Origin of the sequence: Prosthecobacter sp. (assembly GCF_044222565.1) — a bacterium.
In the GTDB taxonomy this organism is placed as follows: domain Bacteria; phylum Verrucomicrobiota; class Verrucomicrobiia; order Verrucomicrobiales; family Verrucomicrobiaceae; genus Prosthecobacter.
This window is the reverse complement of sequence record NZ_JBGANA010000004.1, coordinates 25,986-45,857: the sequence shown is the minus strand read 5'-3', so window position 1 is coordinate 45,857 and position 19,872 is coordinate 25,986. Positions and strand designations below refer to the sequence as shown.

The window sequence follows — 19,872 nt, the reverse complement described above, 5'->3', positions numbered from 1 at the left end:
CTGCTGGTTTTTAATCAGCAGCTTTGGCTCCTTTTTTGCGCTTTTCTGTGCTATAGCTTCCGCCCCAAGAATCACGCGAAAACATCCCCTGCCGGCACGTATCTCTTTTACCCCCATGAGTTCTATCTTTTCACATCATGCCCCCAATCTGGAGCATGCGTTTCTGACGCGTCGCGAGCTGCTTCAGCGCGTTGGCATGGGCTTTGGTTCGATGGCCGCCGGATCCTTGTTTACCGGTCAGCAGGCCTCCGCCGCGACCATGGACCCCATGGCGCTAAAGCGCCCTCATTTCGAGCCCAAGGCCAAGCGCGTCGTGCATTTCTTCATGAATGGCGGGCCGTCCCATGTGGACACCTTCGATCCCAAGCCCATGCTGGACAAATTCGACGGCAAGCCGCTGCCTAATGTTCTCAAAACCGAGCGCCCCACCGGCGCCGGCTTCAAGTCCCCTTTCAAATTCACCAAGCGCGGCCAGTGCGGCCTCGAAGTCAGCGAGATCTTTGAAAAAACCGGCGCCTTTGCGGACGACATGTGCGTCATCCGCTCCATGCACGCCGACGTGCCAAACCATGAGCCATCCCTCGGCCTCATGAACAGCGGCGAAGGCCGCCTAAACCGCCCCACCATGGGCTCGTGGGTCACCTATGGCCTCGGCAGTGAAAACCAGAACCTCCCCGGCTACATCGCCATGTGCCCCGGCGGCATGCCCACCCGCCGCACCAAGAACTGGCAGTCCGCCTTCCTCCCCAGCGCCTACCAGGGCGCTTACATCAATACCGAAGACACCCGGGTGGAAAAACTCGTGGAGTTCATCAAGAACGGCTCCCTCGACCTCAAGCAGCAGCGCCGCCAGCTGGACCTCCTGCAGGAGCTGAACCAGCGCAATCTGGTGGCCCAGGACCGCGACCAGCAGCTCGAGGCACGCGTGCAGAGCTACGAGCTGGCCTACCGCATGCAGATGGAGGCCACGGACGCCTTTGACATCATGAAGGAGCCGGAATCCGTCCGCAAAATGTACGGAGATCACGCCTTCGGACGTCAGTGCCTCATCGCCCGGCGTCTGCTGGAGCGCGGGGTCCGCTTCATCCAGCTCTGGACCGGTGCCGGCCAGCCTTGGGACAACCACGACGAAATCCTCGAGCACCGGAAACTTGGCAACCAGACCGACGGTGCCATGGCCGCCTTCATGAGCGACCTGAAGCAGCGCGGCCTCTGGGACGAGACCCTCATGATGTGGGGTGGCGAATTCGGCCGCACTCCGGCCGTGGAACTCCCCACGCCCGGCGCCAATGCCGGCAAGCAGCACGGCCGCGACCACAACCATTACGGCTTCACCATGTGGCTCGCCGGCGGCGGTGTTCGCGGCGGCTACACCCACGGTTCCACGGACGAATTCGGCTTCGCCGCGCAGGAAGACCCCGTGCATGTCCACGACCTGCACGCCACCATCCTGCACATCCTGGGCTTCGATCACGAAAAGTTCACCTATAAGTACGCCGGCCTCGATTTCCGCCTCACCGGTGTAAACGAGTGCAAGGTGGTGCGGGAATTGCTGGCCTGACCGGTCCGGGAAAGCCAGCCACCGGCCCCTTGCAAGGCTGGCGCATACGTTTACAGTCGCCGCCTCATGCACCGAAAAATCCTCTTCGCCCTGGCCGTGCTGGTGGCGCTCATCTTCACGATGAACCTCAACCCAGCCCAGGCTCAGCAGCCCTCGCCTGCTCCTCCTGGTGCCACGGTGACCCACCCTGCCCCCTCGGCCGAAGACAATCCCTATGGCGATGTGCTGACCTTTCAGGGCTTTGTGAAGCGCACCGGCGTCATGGCCTATCCACTGATCATACTTTCCATGATCGCCTTTTTCATGATCGTCCTCTTCGGTTTCACCGTGCGTCAGGGCACCGTCGTCAGCGATGCCTTCATGAATTCCGCCGACGCCCTCATCCGCAAGCAGGACTACCTCGGCCTGCTCGCCGTCTGCAACCGCCGCAACGAGTGCATCGCCCGCATCACCTCCAAGACCCTCGACTTCGCCACCCGCAATCCCACCGCCAGCTTTGAAGAGGTCAAGGAAGTCACTGAGGCTGAAGGCAATCGCCAGTCCAGCCTCCTCCTCGCCCGCATCGCCTACCTCGGAGACGTCGGCGCCATCGCCCCCATGCTCGGCCTGCTCGGCACCACCCTTGGCATGATCACCACCTTCCATGAAATCTCCGGAAAAGGCGTCGGTGGTTCCAATCAGCTCGGCCTCGCCCAGGGCGTGTCCGAGGCGCTGCTCTGCACCGCCTCCGGTCTCGTCATCGGCATTCCCGCCCTCATGTTTTACGCTATCTTCCGTGGCAAAACGAACCGCCTCATCTCCGAAATGGAGGCCGCCACCACCCACCTCATGGCCCTCCTCGCCGTGCAGTACAAGCGCGCCGCACGTGCTGTCGGGAGCAATTAAACGGAACGCCCTCCTCAGCGATGAACTTCCGCAAACAGCACTCCATCGAACCCTCGCCCATGCAGCTCGCCCCGCTGGTGGACGTGCTGTTCCTCCTCGTCATTTTCTTTGCCGTGACCTTCCAGTATGCCAAGGAGGAGCAGGTCATGGATGTCAGCGTGCCTGCTGCCGAGGAGGGCAAGGAGAAGGAATCCCGCAACGTCGGCGAGATCATCATCAACATCAAAAAAGACGGCGAGATCCTCGTTAACGGCCAGAAGTACAACACCGACGAACTCCTGGCAAAGCTTCAAAACATCGTCTCCCTCTACAAGGACCAGGCCGTGATCCTGCGCGGCGATGAAATCGTCAATTACCAGCACGTCATCCGTGTGCTGGACACCTGCCAGAAGGCGGGCATCTGGAACATCGCATTCGCCACGCGCAAACCTGAAGCTGCCGACCAACCTGCTGCCACGCCCAAGTGAGATGACCGCCGCGATGTTCCCAACCACCACGCGCAGTCATGCGCCCCGTCTGCTGCCAGCCTTTTTCTGCCTGGTCACCCTCTCCTCACTCGCTCAGCAGCCCGCTCCGCCGCGCGCACTCCCAGTGCCGGATGACGCGCCCGTGCCAAAGGCCGTCCCCGTGGGCCAGCCGCCCAAGGCCCAGCCAGTCACAGACGTGGCCGCGCCAAAGGCCCTGCCCCCAAAGACCAAGGGGCCGGACGATGACATGTTCGACTTCGCCACCCTCGCCTATGACCGCAGTGAGTGGGCCATGGCTGCGCAGTCCTATGCCAAATACCTGCAGCAATACCCCAGCGGCAGGCAGGTCGCGGATGCCCTCTTCCGCATCGGCGAGTGCTACAAAAATCAAAACCAGCTCACCAAGGCGGGCGGTTATTACGAGGAGGTCGTGAACCGCTACCCCACCAGCGAAGGCGCGCCCTCCGCCGCCTACCGCCTCGGAGCCATGCTCTTCAATGACTCCAAATTTGCGGACTCCGCCAAATACTTCGCCTTCTGCGAGTCCAAGACCAAAAGCACTCCCGTCCGCATCGCTTCCGCCTACCACAAAAGCCGCGCCTACGGCATGCTCGGAGACAAGGAGAAGCAGGCCGCCGCCCTGACCGCCGTCATTGCGGTCAAAACGGACAACCAGTTCCGCGAGACTGCCCTGCTCACCCTCGGCAGCATCTACCTCGGTCAGGACAAGCGCGCCGAAGCCCTGCCCATCTTCGATGAACTCGTCAAGACCAGCACCGACCGCGCCATCATCGCGGAGGCCAGCATCCGCGCCGCCGTGCTCTATGCGGAGCTCAAGAAGCCGGACGAATCCATCGCCATGTTTGAAAAGGCGCTGCGCATGCCCGAGACGACCCCGCAGAACCGCAGCATCTCCCTCGTCGGCATCATTCAGGCCCTCTATGCCAAGGGCGACTACGACGGCGTCATTGATTACTACAACAAGAACACCGAGATCCTGCCGCAGGACGAAGCCCGCGCCAAGGTGCTGCTGCTCGTCGGTCACGCCTACCGCATTCGCAAAAGTTATGCCCGTGCTGTCGAAGTTTACCTGATGATCGAGCAGTACCATCCTGACACCGAGGAGGCCTTCGACGCTGGTTACTGGAAGCTTTACTGCTTCTACCTGCTTAATGACAAAGACCTGGGTGAGTTTTCCACCGCCTTCATTGCCCGCCACGCCAAGAAGCACCCCGACCATGAATACCTGGCTCTGGCACGCCTGATCCGCGCGGATTTTTACTTCAACAAAGGCGACTACCAGCAGGCTGCTCTCAGCTACAATGAGGTCAACCTCGAAAAGCTTCCCGAAAAACTGCGTCCCGGCACCCTCTTTAACATGGGCTGGGCTCAGGGCGAAGCCGGACGCCATCAGGAGGCCGTCGGCACCCTCACCCGTTTCATCAACGAAAACCCCAACCACGAGCTCACCCCCAAGGCCTACGCCCGTCGCGGCCTCGCCAACCGGGATGCCCGGGACCTGCCCAAGGCCAAGGCCGACTTCGAACACGTCACCAAGGAGTTCCCCAAATCAGACGCCTGCGAGCTTTCCTGGCTGCAGCTCGGCTTCATCGCCATGGAGCAGAAGGACCCCAAGGAAACCGTCAATGCTTTCGAAACCCTCCTCAAAAAATTCCCCACCACCACCGCCGCTCCCCAGGCCTACTACGGCATCGGCCGTGGCAACTTTGACCAGAAGATCTACGACAAGGCCGTCCCCGCCCTGCGTCGCTCCATCGAACTCGACAGCAAAGGTTACCTCGAAAAATCCAGCCAGCTCATCATCCTCTGCGACTACGCCCGCCAGAACGCCGACAATCTCGCCAAGACCATCGACAGCTACCTGCAGTCCAAGCCCGACGGCCAGGTTCCCCCGAATATTTTGAAGTGGCTCGGCCTCAAGCTTTACAGCAGCGATGACTTCAAACGCGCCGCCCGTTTCCTTGAGCTCGCCGTCACTCCGCAGAACCCCGAAAACACCGAGCCCATCATCTGGAACTACCTCGGCATGGCTCAGTTCCACAATCAAAAATACGACGCCAGCATTCAGGCCACGGACAACTTCCTCAAGTCCAGCCCCGACAGCGCCGCTCGTGCACGTGCGCTGCTGACCAAAGGCCGCGCCCAGCTTGGCAAAGGCCTCTTCGATGAAGCCGACCAGGCCGCTCAGGACGCCCTTCAGGTCGTCAAAGACGGCAAGCTCCAGGCCGAGCTTCTCACCCTCGAAGGCGACATCTACGCCGCTCAGGGAGACAAGCTCGCCGCTGAAGGCCAGAAGGACGCCGCCATCGTTAAATGGAAAAGCGCTGCCGCCAAATACGCCGTACCCAGCCAGGTCTTCGACGATCCGGACGTCACCCCCGATGCGCTCTATAAAGCCGCACAAGTCCTCGAAAAAGCCGGAGACTCCGCCAAGGCGAAACAAATGATGGATCAGCTGAAGCAGCGTTATCCAAAGTATCAGCCGAAGTGAGATGATTGGACTTGTTTGGCGTCCAAAAATTCTCATCCACCAAGTCGTCTTCCGCCAAGGCGAAAACGCCCTCTGCTATGGGAAATTACGGCCAAGCGACCATCGCAGCCGTTGGGGCCGCTCCGCCGTCCGGGCCATGGGACAAGATCTTTGAGAGTTGGTCTAGACCAGTTCTCGAAAAGATTGTCATTTTGACCGGCGAGCGCAGCGGTCCCAGTGGCAAGGCGGGAGCGCCGCCTGCTATTTGAAAATAACAGGCAAGCGACTAACGCTGCCAATGGGGCCGCTCCGCCGTCCGGGCAATGTGACAAGATTTTTGAGAATTGGTCTAGCTCCTCTTGGAGCGGTCCCACCCATCACGCTGATCACGCCTGCCACCGCCTGCCCCTCCGCCACTGCCACCGCCATGGCTGCGGCCACCTCCCCCACCACCACCATTGCCACCGCCAAAGCTTCGCGCCGGACGTTCCTCCTTCGGCCGGGCCTCCACCACTCGCAGTGCCCTGCCTCCCACATCCTTCGCATTCAGCGCATTGATCGCCGTCAGCGCTTCCGCTTCCACCGGCATCTCCACAAAGCCAAAGCCGCGCGAACGACCGCTCTCCCGATCTTTCACCACGCGGGCGTTGGAGACATGTCCGTAGGTCGCAAACGTTCCCTGCAGTTCCTCATCCGACATGGTGTAAGGAAGATTGCTCACATAAAGGTTCATCATATCGACAGTTGAGGACGGGCCATGTCGCACGTGTCAGAGAGCAGGTCATGGCGTGAACCCAGCTTTCCCTTCTGGCCTTCCCTTGCGGGGAGCAAACCGCTACGAGACTAGGCTCAGCGCCTATAAGTGTCAAATGGGGGCTTCAGGCTTGTGTTCCCGGTCCTCTCTTTTCCCAAGAAAAAGTTTCTGTTGCGCAAAATTCGTGGATTCGTATTCGAATACTCCTTTCTCATCCTTTCCGCCCCATGAAACACCTCCTCACCTTCATCGCTTCTCTCAGCCTGTTGACGGGTTTTGCTTCCGCAGCCGAGCCCCTGAACACCGTCTGCCCCATCTCTGGCAAGCCTGCCAATCCCGCTATCACCAGCACCTACTCCAAGACCGTCGCCGTCTGCTGCGACCGCTGCAAAGCCCAGTTCACCGCCGCCCCCAAAGGCTACCTCAACAACATCCTCGCCGCCGTCGCCGGCCAGTGCCCCCTGAGCAAAAAGAAGTCCGACTCCTCCAAGACTGTGACCTACACCCGCCAGGTGGCCTTTGCCGATGCCGCCAGCAAAGCCGCCTTCGACGCCGCTCCTGACAAGCACATCAAGGAAGTGCGCCAGTAATCGGCATCTCATCTTTCCTTCAAAGCGGAGCTGCACCAGCGGCTCCGCTTTTTTTATGTCCGCATGATTCAGCGTGCTAGCTTCTCGGCCTGTGAAAGCCCAAGCCGCCACATCCCCCGTCGATGCCCTGCGCGATCTCTTCGACGTCCTTCCCGACGTGCAGGCCTGGATCAAGGACGCGAAACGACGCTACCTCTGGGTCAACCGCACCTTCCTCCTCAACTACGGCATGCACCAGCTCAGCGAGGTGCTGGGCAAGACCGATGACGACCTCTCGCCCCCTCACCTCGCAGCCCATTTTCGTGCCGGCGATGAAGCCGTGCTCGCCGGACAAATCGTTCAGGGACGCCTCGAACTCGTCGGCCGCTTTGACCACACCGCCTCATGGTGCTTCACCACCAAACGCCCCGTCTGCAATGCGAAGGGCCGCATCGTCGGCACAGCCGGCATTACCCGCGTGCTGGATGCCACCCAGATCGACCAGCGCAGCGACATCCGCCTCGGCGTCGTCATCGCCCTCATGACCCGCCGCCTCGGCGAATCCGTCACCAATACCGACATGGCCCGCGCCATCGGCATGTCACCCCGTGCCTTCGAACGCAGCTTCCTCCGCGAATACAGCCTGCCCCCGCAGCAATACCTCAAACGCCTCCGCATCCAAACCGCCTGCCGCCTCCTCGTGGACACCCGCGAATCCATCGCCGCCATCAGCCTCCGCTGCGGCTTCTCCGACCAAAGCCACCTCACCCGCGAATTCCGCCGCGTTACGTGCATGACGCCGGGGGCGTACCGGGAGAAGTACACGCACTCATAATTCGTGTCTGCCGCAGAGGGGCAAAATCGAACGTCCCATCGCTGCCGCGAATATTCCACGCCCTGCCGCTTCTGTTCTATCCACGCGCAAGCCAAAGCGATAGCATCCCGGCACCATGAAGCTCCAACCAGGCACCACCGTCGTCAAAAATGGCCAGCTCGTCGATGGCACCGGCAAACCCGCCATCCCCAACGCCGCTCTTATCATCACCGACGGCCTCATCACTTACGCCGGCCCCGCCGCAGACGCACCCCCAACTCCCGACGCCCGCATCATCGACGCCAAAGGCGGCACAATCATGCCCGGCCTCATCGAGGCACACATCCACCTCACCTACTTCAATGTCTCCGAGTTGCAGGATCTCGACATCAAGTTCCCCGTCGAATACGTCACGCTTCAATCCGCCGTCAACGCCAAGACCGCGCTCGAATGCGGCTACACCGCCGCGCGCAGCGGCGGCTGCCTTCACAACATCGACGTCTGGATGAAGAAGGCCATCGAGGAGGACATGATCCCCGGCCCACGCCTCAGCGCCAGTGGCCGCGAGATCTGCGGCGCAGGTGGCCTCATGGACTGGAACCCCGACTACCGCCGCATCGGCATGGAAGGCATCGTCTTCATCGTCAACGGGCCCGAGCAGGCCCGCACCGCCGTGCGCAAACTCGTCAAAGACGGTATCGAGTGGGTGAAAACTTACCCCACGGGAGACGCCGCTTCTCCCGACATCAACGACCACCACACCCTCTGCATGACCTTTGAGGAAATGCACGCCGTCGTCGCCACCTCTCACAATCACGGCCTCAAAGTCACCGGCCACTGCCGCGCTACCGAAGGCATTCGCAATGCCCTCAAAGCCGGTTACGACGCCATCGAGCACGGCACCTTCATGGACGACGAATGCCTCGACCTCCTGCTCAAGCGCAACGTCCCGATGTGCCCCGGCCTCGGCTTCGAACTCTTCAGCGTGCAGCGCGGCAAAGAATTCGGCCTCTCCCAGCGCGTGCTCGACGGCCACCAGGAAACCCTCGAAGCCGGCGCCGAAAGCTGCCGCAAAGTCCTCAAAGCTGGCGGCACCATGGGCCTCGGCGGCGACTATGGTTTCGCCTGGACCCCTCACGGCACCTACGCCCAAGAACTCACCTTCTTCGTCAACTACGTCGGCTTCTCCCCGCTCGACACCATCAAATGCGCCACGCTTGGCGGTGCCAAGATGATGGGCCGCGAAAAAGAACTCGGCACCCTCGAACCCGGCAAGCTAGGCGACGTCCTCGTCGTCGAGGGCGATGTCCTTGCAGACATCTCCATCCTCGAAAACCGCGACAACCTCCTCGCCGTTTTACAGAGCGGCGTAGTGAAAGCTGGAACCCTCGTAAAGCCTGCGAGTTTGTGAGCTACCGCCACGTTCCATCGTCATGAAGCCAACCCTTCTCCTCGCCGCCTTCTTAACCGTCCCCGCTTTCGCCGCCGACATCCAGGTGGAAAAGCAGGGCTCCGTCCTCCACTTCACCACCGGCGGCAAAGCCATCTGCGACTACCAAATGGAAGCCGGCGATGTTCCCGAAGGCGTGGCCCCCGTTTTCAAACACGGCGCTCATCTCCACCCCGTCTATTCCCCCAGCGGCAAGCTCGTCACCGGCAATCACCCCGAAGACCACCGCTGGCATCGCGGCATCTGGCTCGCTTGGACGAAAACGGAATTCGGCGACTCCCACCCCGATTTCTGGAACCAAGGCAAAGGCGACGGCAAAAACAAAAGTGGCGATCAAATCCTCGCTGAAGTCCGCTTCGACAAACTCGAAAAAAGCTGGGGCGGCGCTGACGTCGGCGGCTTCATCAGCCAGCACCTCTACCTCGATCACAGCCACTCCCCCGATCAGAAAGTCCTCAATGAAACCTGGAATGTCGAAGTCTCGCAAAAGGATCTCGATGGCAAACCCGCCAACATCATCGACCTCACCAGCACCCAGACCTGCGCTACAGACAAAGCGCTGAAACTTCCCACCTACCACTACGGCGGCCTCGGCGTGCGTGGCAATCAGGCATGGAATCCCGTCGATTCCGTCACCATGCTCACCAGCGAAGGCCACGACCGCAAAAGCGGCGATTCCACCAAAGGCAAATGGGTCCACATCGGCGGTCAGGTGGATGGCGCACCCACGGGCATGGTCATCCTCATCCATCCTTCCAACTTCCGCTTTCCCCAGCCCCTCCGCCTCAACCCCAAAAACCCCCAGCTTTGCATCGCCCCCTCCCAGGACGGCGACTGGTCCATCGAACCCGGCAAACCCTACATCTCCAAATACCGCATCCTCGTCTTCGACGGCGCCCCCGATCCCAAATGGATCGACGCCCAGTGGCAAAACTACGCCAAGTAGCATCCCATGAAGTACCTCCTGCCGCTGCTGGCTTTCTCTTCTCTCCACGCAGACATGGTGGACACCGGCGCGGATCTAAAAGCCCTCCCATCCGTTCCCCCCGGCTACGAAGTCACCCTCTTCGCGCAGGAGCCTCTCGTCCGTCAGACCTGCTCCATGGCTTTCGATGCCAAAGGCCGCCTCTGCATCGGAATGGGCCCGCAGTATCGCAATCCCAAGCCCGATACTCCCGGCGACAGCGTCGTCATCGTCACCGATGAAAACGGCGACGGCAAAGCCGACAAGACGCACACCTTTGCCACCGGCTTCAATGCCATCCAGGGCCTCGCCTGGCATGGCCGCGATCTGTGGATCGCCAACTCCCCCGACCTCACCGTCGTGCGCGATCTCGATGGCGACGACATCGCCGATGAATACATCAAAGTCTTCACCGACCTCGGCAATCTCGAGCACGGTCTCCACGGCCTCGTCTGGGCACCCGATGGCAAGCTCTACATGAGCAAGGGCAACTCCAAAGGCCTCAACGATCCCAAGAACCCCGACCGCATCGCGCCGCAGCCCTTCCGCGAACTCTTCGGCCAGCCCACGCAAACACCCGCTACCAAGCCGCAGACTTTCACCGCCGCGACTTACAAGCACACCTACCACGACCCCAAGGACGACTGGGGCCTCATGGGTGGCGTGCTCCGCTGCGATGACATGGGCGCCAATCTCGAAATCGTCTCCCGCGGCTTCCGCAATCCCTGGGACATCGGCATGGACGACGGCTTCAACTGGCTCGGCACCGACAACGATCAAAACGAAGGCGACCGCGTCTTCATGCCCTTCTACGGCGCGCACTTCGGCTGGAACCACCCCTGGAGCAGCTCATGGACGGGCGAAGACCACCTGCCCACCGTCCCCCTCAGCCACGATGTCTTCCACGGCAGCGGCACCGGCGTCACCTTCGGCGATCTCGGCACTCATCACGGCGTCTTTTTCATCAACGACTGGCTCCGCAAAACCACCTTCCTATTCAAGCCCAAATGGAACGGCGCACTCATGCAATGCGAAGGCGGCGAATGGGAGCCCTTCATCTCCGGCGGCACATCCCTCTTCCGCCCCACCGACATCTCCTTCGGCCCCGACGGCGCCCTCTACTGCCTGAGCTGGAGCCGCGGCTACGGCGCGGAATACGACTCCTCCGGCAACATGACCAGCGAAGGCCGCGTCTATCGCATCACCGCAAAAAAAGCAGCGAAGAATACTCTTCCCACCAAGCCCCTCAAAGATCAGTCCATCACCGAATTGATCTCCACCCTGGCCAGCCCCGTTCCCGCGCAAACCGTCAATGCGCAGGAAGAAATCATCCGCCGTGGCACTGCCGCCAAACCAGAACTCATCGCAGCCCTTCAAAGCGACAAGCTCACCACCCGCCAGCAAACCTGGACCGCATGGGCCTTGGGTCGCTTGGGTGAAACCGCCTTCTTCGAGTCCGCCCTTCAAACACCCGGCAATCTCCGCATTCAATCTCTGCGCATCCTCAGCCACGCTGTTTCTCCCGCCGTCATCGCTTTGACCAAAGCCAACGACGCCCGCACCCGCTTCGAAGCCGTGCAAGCCCTCTGGCAATCTCATCGCGCAGAAAACGTCCCCGCCTTGATCGAAGTCACCGCACACGAAACCGACCGCCTCACCTTCTACAGCGCCTGGCGTGCCCTGCGCGATCTCGCCGGCACCGCTGCGCTTAAACAACTCCTCACCGACTCACGCGGCGGCGTCCGTCGCGCAGCCCTCCTTGCCCTGCTCGAAGACGGCGCACTCACCGAAGAAGGTGTGAAACCCCTGCTCGCAGACGCAGACAAAGAAACCCGCCACCTCGCCGAGCACTGGATCAAAATGAACAGAGGCGCAGGCCAGAAGATCGAGCTTCGCGGCCTTGGCGTGAACAGCGCCAACATCGCCCCCATCACCGGCACACCACCCGCGCGCGAACCCATCACCACCCCCACCACACTGGAGGCCGCCATGGCCGCCCTGCCCACCGCCGATGTCGAGCGCGGCCGCCTTCTCGCGCTGCATCAGGCAGGCGCAGGCTGCATCCTCTGCCACCACATCTCCGGCCGCGGCAACCAGTTCGGCCCCGACCTCACCGGCATCGGCGACCGCGCAGACGCCAAGCACCTGCTGCAGTCCATGCTCGAACCAAGCACTGTCATCACTGAGGGCTTCAACTCCCACGTCATCACCACCGCCGCCGGCACACAAACTGGTGTGCTGCTGGATGAAAGCGGCCTTGCCGTGACACTCGGCCTCATCACCGGCCAGCGCGCCCGCATCATGCGCGCAGACATCCTCAAACACGAGACCCTGCCCATCTCCGCCATGCCTCCCTTCAGCGCCGTGCTCAGCGCCCAGAACAGCGCCGACATCGCCGCATGGCTGCTCACCCAAAAAGCAGGCGCCAAGCAGCAGTCCAAAAAATCCGACAAAAAGCAGGACAACAAAACCGCCGACAAAAGCCCTCATAAAAAAGACGGCTCCGAAGTCACCCCCGTCCCCGATTCCAATCCCCTCCGCTTCAATGGTGACGCCGTGAAAGGCTTCTGCATCGAAGAACACGAAACCAAACTCCGCGTCCTCTACAACAGCAAGCCCGTCGCCGAATACGTCGCCCGCCATCCCGACGTGAAGCGCCCCTTCTGGATGAACCTGCGCAATCGCTCCGGCGTCCAGCTCACCCGCAGCTTCCCACCAGCAAAAGAAGAACCGCAGGATCACCCCGACATGCACCCCGGCCTCTGGCTCGCCTTCGGCGGCATCAATAGCACCGACTTCTGGCGCAACGAAGGCCGCGTCGAGCAGGTCGAGCTCAAAGACATCACCGACCACAGCTTCACCGTCACCAACCGCTGGCTCAGCGCCAAAGGCGAAGAAATCTGCCGCGACACCACCACCTACTCCTTCACCCTCCAGGACAAATCCATCGCCCTCCACTGGGACACCCGTCTCGGCAGCACCGACCACGACATCACCATCGCCGCCCAGGAAGAAGCCGGACTCGGCGTTCGCTTGTCCGGCGCCCTCTGCGTCAAAACCGGCACCGGCCACATCACCAACAGCAACGGTCAGCGCGATGAAAAACAATGCTGGGGCCAGCCCGCCACCTGGTGGCGTTACGGCACCGACACCGCCGCCATCCGCATCACCCCCGTTGCAGCTGCATCCTCCCGCCCAAGCTGGAGCCACGCCCGCGACTACGGCGCCCTCGTCATCAATCCCACCGGCACACCCGACACCAAAAAGAAACCCTCCCCCTTCACCATCCCCAAAGGCGAAACACTGCGCCTGGTCTATGACATCACGCTCGAATGAAACTGCCCTGCCGCCATTCTCTAGCGCGACCAGTCCTCGATGCTCAGTCCTGGGATGCGCCGAAAATCACTGTCCTTGGTGACCACCAACCAACTACCAAGCGACTTGGCAATCGCCGCCGTTTGCATGTCAATCACTTGGATCAGCAGGCCCCGTGTTCGCAGATCATTTTGGACATCACCATAAGTCTCGGCGGCACTCCGATCATAACTCCACAGTCGCAGATGTCCGATTTTGTGATTCAGCCTTTGCAGGTTCCTCGCAGGATCACTGCTCTTCATCAGACCGGCGATGAATTCGCCCAGAACCGGCGCGCCGATGCCAATCACATGTCCCGCACGCACTGCGGCGATCACTCGGCTCATGACCGGCTGCCGCGCCTGAATAAAGTCGCTCAGGATTCCACTGTCGAGAAGGTAGCGCATCAGTCAAAAGAACGCGCAATGCGCTCCTCTCGTGCGGTTGATTCTGCCTGCTTGTTGAGGTGTTCCCGACGCACTGCAGCCATTTCCTGCTCAAACTCATTGGCCGCCTCTTCGGAATCAAACACGGCAGGTGTTTCCTCCAGCATGCTCGCCCATTCCTCACGTTCCTGGTCGGTGCGCGGCCACGGCGAGCCATCGGCGCTGATTTCATCGCTCTCAGGCACCATCACTTCAACGGTCGTGCCGTTTTGCCACGAAACCGCCGTCAGCAGCGACACACTGCCGTTTTGATAAATGCCTTTGGTGACTGTCACGGCCTTATTTTAATACTCTGCATCCCACTTTCCAACGTCAATTCTCATGCCCACCCTCCGCTCGCTCTTTCTCCCCCTTCTGCTCCTCAGCAGCGCAGCCGCCATACGAGCCGCCGACCTCTTCGACAAACCCAATCTCGTCGCCTGGTGCATCGTCCCCTTCGACAAAGCCAAACGCGGCCCCGAAGAACGCGCCGCCATGCTCGAAAAAATGGGCGTGAAAAAATTCGTCTATGACTACCGCAAGGAGCACATTCCACAGTGGGACGAAGAACTGAACGCCCTCAAAAAGCATCACATCGAGCTCATGGGCTGGTGGTTCCCCACCGCGCTCAATGACGAGGCAAAACAAACCCTCGAACTCTTCAAACGCCACAACGTTCACCCGCAGCTCTGGGTGAATGGCAACGGCGGTGCCATCCAGGTCAAAGACGCCGCCGATCAGCAGGCACGCATCGCCAAAGAAGTCGCGCGCCTCCAGCCGATCTGCGAAGCCGCCGCACCCCTCGGCTGCCAGGTCGCCCTCTACAATCACGGCGCTTGGTACGGCGAACCCGAAAACGCCATCGCCATCGTCGAAGCCCTCAAAGCGAAAGGCATCAAAAACATCGGCATGGTGTACAATCTCCATCACGGCCACGCTCACCTCGACCGCCTCGCCAAAATCCTCCCTCGCATGCTGCCGCATCTGCTCTGTCTCAACCTCAACGGCATGGACATCGACGGCGAAGCCAAAGGCCGCAAAATCCTCCCGCTCGGCGTCGGCACCGAAGATGTGAAAGTCCTGCGCATCGTCCGCGCCAGCGGCTACAGCGGCCCCATCGGCATCCTCAATCACACCAACGAAGACGCCGAAGGCCGCCTGCTCGACAACCTCGATGGCCTCTCCTGGCTCATCCCGCAGCTTGATGACAACGTCCCCGGTCCCAAGCCCAAGTACCGCACCTGGAGCGACAAACCTGCTGCCACTCCCGGCAAACCTGCCGTGAGCGGCGAAAGCGTTCCCTCCCTCAGCAAGGAATTCGGCAATGCTCTCAAAGGCAGCTACTACCAGCAAGACAACGAAGCCTTCCGCTCCCTCCCCCTCACCATCGAGTGCCGCGCCAAGCTGGACAGCAAAGATCGCTACAACATCCTCATCGCTTCCGATGCCAAATCCTCCGCCACGCACTGGGAGCTCTACACCCACGCCAAGCACGGCACACTGGCGCTCTTCATGCCCGGCCGCGGCGGCGACTTCGACTCCCAGATCAACATCTGCGATGGCAAGTGGCACGACCTGCTGGCCAGCATTGACGAGAAAAACGTGATTCTCTGGATCGATGGCAAACAGGTGCTCGAAAAACCTGTCAAGCCGCTCACGGGAACACCAAAGGCTGGCGGCATCTCCTTCGGCAAACTCGTCGATGGCACGCTCGACTGCGATGGACTCATCGATGACGCCCGCATCTCACGCGGTGCCATGAAGCCGCGCAAAGCCAACGGCCCGCGCCTCCGCATGGACAACACGCTCGGCCTCTGGGACTTCGACAACCTGGATGCCCTCCTCCCACCGCCCGCTCCAAAGCCCGCCGAATTCAAACCCGACCGCAAACCGCTCCATCCCGAAGACAACGTCCACTGGCAGGAATTCGTGAACCGCGAGCGCGTCTTCGACTTCTACGGCAAGCAGGCCCTGCAGTTCATGAAGCAGAAGCCCCTGCCCGAACTCATCCCCCAGTTCCCCGGCCTCGATGGCGGCCAGCAGGGCCACTGGGGCAATCAAAACGACCAGGTCACCTGGAAAGACGGCCGCTATGCGGAGAGCGATCACGGCAGCGTCTTTAGCTGCGTCTTCAAAGGCGCAGGCCTGACGATCCCGAAAGCCGTGTGCGTGCGCGATGGAGACCGCTCATATGCCTTCAATCCTGAAACATTGAAATTCGAAGTCTCCTGGACCGGTGGCTTCATCAAACTCACCGATCACCGTCACGGCTTCATGGGAGGCGCGGCCATGGATGGCAAAGCGGACAAAGATCCTGCTAGAAATCTTCTCACCACCGGAACAGTTCAGAAAGGCACCATTTACAACGGCTTCTACCGTCACGGAAAAAAGGTGATCTTCTCGACCTCATTCCAAAAGGAAGCATTCCTATTCACCACCAACAACGACGACAAAGATCTCTCTCCGCTAACCAAAGGCGGCCCCGCCCAATGGCCCAGGTGGATCGAAACCAAAGGCAAGCTCGGCACCCAGCAGCCCTTCGCCACCGACACCATCGAACTTCCCTTCGACAACCCATACGGCACCCTCTTCTTCATCACCGCGCACGACTTCTTCAGCGACGGCACCGCCGCCATCGCCACCATGACCGGCGAAGTCTGGCTCGTGAAAGGCATCGACGAGAAGCTCGAAAAGATTCGCTGGAAACGCTTCGCCACCGGCCTCAATCAGCCCCTCGGCATGAAGGTCGTAAAAGATAAACTCTACGTCCTCGGCCGCGATCAGATCACCTGCCTGCACGACCTCAATGGCGATGACGAAGCCGACTTCTACGAGTGCGTCACCAATGCCATGCAGACCTCCCCCGGCGGCCACGACTTCATCGTCGGCCTCGAAACCGACAAAGAAGGCCGCTGGTATTTCGCCTCCGGCAATCAAGGCGTGTGCCGCATTACCGGTCGCGACAAACTCGAAGTCCTCGGCACCGGCTTCCGCAATCCCGACGGCCTCGGTCTTTCCCCAGACGGTCGCTTCATCACCACCAGCGGCCAGGAAGGCGACTGGACTCCCGCGTCCTCCATCTTCCAAATCGAGCTCGACCACAACCTCGGTGCCCACTTCGGAGCCGGTGGTCCCAAAAACGGCCAGCCCCCCGAACCCGTGCTGCTGTACATGCCACGCGGCGAGGACAACAGCGCCAGCAGCCAGGCCTTCATCTCCGGCGACAAATGGTCCTCGCTCAAAGGCGACGACAATTTCGTCCACCTCTCCTCTGGCGGCGGCAGCGCCTGGCTCGCCATGCGCCAGAACGTCAAAGGCCGCTGGCAGGCCGCCGCGTTCAAAATCAGCGGCAACTTCGACTCCGGCCCGCAATGTGCCCGCTTCAATCCCAACGACGGCCACCTCTACGTCAATGGCATGCAGGGCTGGGGCAGCTACACTCCCAAGGACGGCTGCTTCCAGCGCGTCCGCTTCACCGGCGGCGAAAAGCCCGTCCCCATCGCCTTCGAAGCCCGCGACAATGGCGTCCTCCTCCGCTTCAATCAGCCCGTCAAAGACGCCGATGCCTCCACCTGCTTCGCGCAATGCTGGAATTACCGCTACGGCGCGCAGTACGGCTCCCCCGAATACTCCGTCAAATACGCCGACACCCCCGGCCATGACCCGCTTGAAATCCACAGCGTTCAAAAACTCGACGGCGGCAAAACCCTCTTCCTCGAAATCCCCCAGCTCGTCACCGCCAGCCAGATCCATCTTCATCTCACCACCGGCCACGACATCTTCCTCACCGCCCACGCCCTCGCCGAACCCTTCACCGACTTCCCCGGCTACGCCAAAATCGCCAAGACCAATCACGCCGCACAGATCGGCATGGAAGCCCCGAAATCCGCCAAGCCTAACCCCTGGGCCAAAGGCGAAGGCGGTCGCGAACTCGTCATCGAAGCCGCCCTCGGCCTGCAATACGTGCAGAAAAAGCTCACCGCCAAACCCGGCGAAAAACTCACCATCGTCTTCAAGAACCCCGACGTCGTCCCGCACAACTGGATGCTCGCCAAACCCGGCACCCTGCAAAAAATCGGCAACCTCGCCAACCTCATGATCACCGATCCCCAGGGCATCGCCAAACATTACGTCCCCGACTCCCCCGATGTCCTCGCCTACACCGACATGACCAATCCCCAGGCCACCTTCACCATCCACATCACCGCCCCAACGGAGAAAGGCGACTACCCCTACCTCTGCACCTTCCCCGGTCACTGGATGGTGATGAACGGCGTACTCAAAGTGGAATAAAGTAGTCCAGAACTTTAGTTCGCTCCGGCAAGCGTCTCAAAACCTCCAATCGCAGCAAAACACGGAGCCAATTTGTTCACCACGCACTGAACTTTCAGCCGTTTTTTACGTCTGAACACTTCATGCTGCGCACTCTATGCATCCTCCTCCTCATGAGCCTCACGCTCAGGGCGGAGCAATGCCTCGTCATCGGCGACAGCCTCACCAAGGAATACGAAGCCGAATTCCCCGCACTCTACCCCAACAATCCCGCCTCCTGGCAGGCGCGAAACTGGATCGAGACCCTCCACCAGTACCGCACCGCCTGGTTCGACACCGGCACCTGGAGCACCTACTCCGATCCCCGCCTCACCGGCCATCGCTTCAACTGGGCCTTCCCCGGCGCCACCACCACCGACATCCGCAATCAGCTCAGCAACGCCTTCAACTTCTGGTGGACGAACACCCTCAAAAGCCAGCTTCGCACCGATGTGCAGCGCGTCGTCATCTTCGCCGGTGGCAACGACGCCGACAGCTACTACGCCAATCTCTACAACGGCACCGTGGACGCCTCCGTCACCAACACCACCCTCGGCAATATCCAGTGGATCCTCAATTTCGTCCGCACCCAAAACGCCACCGTTCCCATCGTCCTCGTCAGCGTCCCTCACGTCGGCTGCACCCCTAAAATTCAGGCTGGCTACCCCACCGACCCCGTTAAAACAGCGCGCGTCACCGCCGCCATGGATGCACTCAACGCCAGCCTCGCCGCCTACGCGCAGTCACAAAACATCGGCTTCGTCCCTGGCGTGTATGACTTCACCAAAGCGATCATCACCCAGCCCTTCCGCATCAAAGGCATCGAGTTCTATCGCGTCGCAGATGCTGACTCCCGCACCCGCTACACCTTCTCCGGAGACGGCTTCCATCCCAATACCTGCGCCCACACCAAGATCGCCCAGATGGTCGTCGATGCCTTCAATTCCAAATACCCCTCCACCGCCATCACCCCGCTCACCGACGACTATATCATCTCCACCGTCCTCGGTCTCGATCCCAACATCCCCTTCACCGAGTGGATGGCATCCTCAGGTCAAACCGGCAGCTTCACCTCCGACTCCAATCACAACGGCATCCCCAACGGCATCGAATTCGCCCTCGATCAGCCCGCCATGCCACAGCCCACATTCCAATCCGGTTCCCTCACCCTCACCTACCGTCCCCGCGCCTCTTTTACCGGATGGGGCACCATTCAGCCACAATCATCCCCAGACCTCATCAACTGGACCGACATCCCCCCCGCCCAAACCACCACAAACCCAGACGGCACGGTCACCGTCAGCGTGAGTGCCGCAGGCAAAAGCTTTGTGCGGCTGAAGTGCAGCCCGGTGACAGCAGGCCCCTAGCTGGCGCTGCTCCTATCCTCTTCCTTCTGTTTAGGAGCAGCATGGCGGCTGACATCACCAAAGAAGGCGTCGATCTTGTGACTGCGAAGGTATTTCCAGGCGAACACACCCGGTATGATCAGCAGAAGGGGGAGCGCGACCGCCGCCATATGGCGCATGGGTCCATGGAGTTCCTCCCGCCCAAAGCTGACGTGGAAGCTTTCTGAAAAAAACGGGTAGGCGAGAAGTGCAGCGGATGCCAGCGCCACGAAAAAACCCACCCATACCTTGGCCCAAAAGCGGGACGACCAGCGGCCTCTCAACAAACCAATCCCCACCGGGATCATAAGGACAGCCGCGTTGATATTGACTCGTCCGTGGCTCAATTGTTGAGCCATTTTGTATAAGGCCGAAACACCTCCCAGAATGAAGAGCACACCCAGAATGGTGATTCCAAGAGGGCGCTTCATTGCTGGATGGG

At 60.8% G+C, this 19,872-nt stretch carries 15 protein-coding genes; 11 read left to right on the top strand and 4 right to left on the bottom strand.

The window, feature by feature from the left end:
• The first annotated feature begins 115 nt into the window (after positions 1-115).
• The 4 genes from ACILSR_RS06880 (at position 116) to ACILSR_RS06865 (ending at position 5,425) form a co-directional block, all read left to right on the top strand.
• Positions 116-1,561, top strand: a complete 1,446-nt coding sequence (locus ACILSR_RS06880) for a DUF1501 domain-containing protein (RefSeq protein WP_395749002.1) — start codon at positions 116-118, stop codon at positions 1,559-1,561.
• Between the two features lie 66 nt (positions 1,562-1,627).
• Positions 1,628-2,446 (top strand): MotA/TolQ/ExbB proton channel family protein, encoded by an 819-nt coding sequence (locus ACILSR_RS06875; RefSeq protein ID WP_395749001.1) that lies wholly within the window; start codon positions 1,628-1,630, stop codon positions 2,444-2,446.
• Positions 2,447-2,466: 20 nt separating this feature from the next.
• Positions 2,467-2,913, top strand: coding sequence for an ExbD/TolR family protein (locus ACILSR_RS06870; protein WP_395749000.1), 447 nt, complete (start codon positions 2,467-2,469; stop codon positions 2,911-2,913).
• A 13-nt stretch (positions 2,914-2,926) separates the two neighbouring features.
• Complete coding sequence (locus ACILSR_RS06865; protein WP_395748999.1) at positions 2,927-5,425, top strand: tetratricopeptide repeat protein; 2,499 nt, start codon at positions 2,927-2,929, stop codon at positions 5,423-5,425.
• Positions 5,426-5,753: 328 nt separating this feature from the next.
• Here ACILSR_RS06865 and ACILSR_RS06860 read toward each other — a convergent pair whose 3' ends face one another.
• Positions 5,754-6,140, bottom strand: a complete 387-nt coding sequence (locus ACILSR_RS06860) for an RNA recognition motif domain-containing protein (protein WP_395748998.1) — start codon at positions 6,138-6,140, stop codon at positions 5,754-5,756.
• A 245-nt stretch (positions 6,141-6,385) separates the two neighbouring features.
• On the opposite strand from ACILSR_RS06860, the gene ACILSR_RS06855 reads away from it, so the two are divergent.
• The 5 genes from ACILSR_RS06855 (at position 6,386) to ACILSR_RS06835 (ending at position 13,291) form a co-directional block, all read left to right on the top strand.
• The gene (locus tag ACILSR_RS06855; RefSeq protein ID WP_395748997.1) at positions 6,386-6,748 is read left to right on the top strand and encodes a hypothetical protein; all 363 of its coding nucleotides are present in this window, start codon (positions 6,386-6,388) and stop codon (positions 6,746-6,748) included.
• Positions 6,749-6,839: 91 nt separating this feature from the next.
• A complete protein-coding gene (locus ACILSR_RS06850) occupies positions 6,840-7,562 on the top strand; it encodes a helix-turn-helix domain-containing protein (protein WP_395748996.1) in 723 nt (240 codons plus the stop codon).
• A 115-nt stretch (positions 7,563-7,677) separates the two neighbouring features.
• On the top strand, positions 7,678-8,952 hold the full coding sequence (locus ACILSR_RS06845; protein ID WP_395748995.1) for an amidohydrolase family protein: 1,275 nt from the start codon (positions 7,678-7,680) through the stop codon (positions 8,950-8,952).
• Between the two features lie 22 nt (positions 8,953-8,974).
• Positions 8,975-9,937 carry a PmoA family protein gene (locus ACILSR_RS06840; RefSeq protein ID WP_395748994.1) on the top strand — a complete coding sequence of 321 codons (963 nt, stop codon included), beginning with the start codon at positions 8,975-8,977 and terminating at the stop codon, positions 9,935-9,937.
• A 6-nt stretch (positions 9,938-9,943) separates the two neighbouring features.
• Positions 9,944-13,291 (top strand): PVC-type heme-binding CxxCH protein, encoded by a 3,348-nt coding sequence (locus tag ACILSR_RS06835; protein WP_395748993.1) that lies wholly within the window; start codon positions 9,944-9,946, stop codon positions 13,289-13,291.
• Between the two features lie 20 nt (positions 13,292-13,311).
• Here ACILSR_RS06835 and ACILSR_RS06830 read toward each other — a convergent pair whose 3' ends face one another.
• Together ACILSR_RS06830 and ACILSR_RS06825 are read right to left on the bottom strand one after the other, a co-directional pair.
• Positions 13,312-13,716 (bottom strand): type II toxin-antitoxin system VapC family toxin, encoded by a 405-nt coding sequence (locus ACILSR_RS06830; RefSeq protein ID WP_395748992.1) that lies wholly within the window; start codon positions 13,714-13,716, stop codon positions 13,312-13,314.
• Complete coding sequence (locus tag ACILSR_RS06825; protein ID WP_395748991.1) at positions 13,716-14,030, bottom strand: hypothetical protein; 315 nt, start codon at positions 14,028-14,030, stop codon at positions 13,716-13,718. Before ACILSR_RS06825 ends, ACILSR_RS06830 begins: the two co-directional genes overlap by 1 nt.
• A gap of 46 nt (positions 14,031-14,076) precedes the next feature.
• Here ACILSR_RS06825 and ACILSR_RS06820 point away from each other — a divergent pair, with 46 nt between their 5' ends.
• Together ACILSR_RS06820 and ACILSR_RS06815 are read left to right on the top strand one after the other, a co-directional pair.
• A complete protein-coding gene (locus tag ACILSR_RS06820; RefSeq protein WP_395748990.1) occupies positions 14,077-18,027 on the top strand; it encodes a LamG-like jellyroll fold domain-containing protein in 3,951 nt (1,316 codons plus the stop codon).
• 152 nt (positions 18,028-18,179) lie between these two features.
• Entirely contained in the window at positions 18,180-19,412 is a 1,233-nt protein-coding gene (locus tag ACILSR_RS06815) for an SGNH/GDSL hydrolase family protein (protein WP_395748989.1), read from the top strand.
• Here the strand turns inward: ACILSR_RS06815 and ACILSR_RS06810 are convergent.
• On the bottom strand, positions 19,409-19,861 hold the full coding sequence (locus ACILSR_RS06810; RefSeq protein WP_395748988.1) for a hypothetical protein: 453 nt from the start codon (positions 19,859-19,861) through the stop codon (positions 19,409-19,411). The two genes, ACILSR_RS06815 and ACILSR_RS06810, sit on opposite strands and share 4 nt — an antisense overlap.
• Between the last annotated feature and the right edge of the window lie 11 nt (positions 19,862-19,872).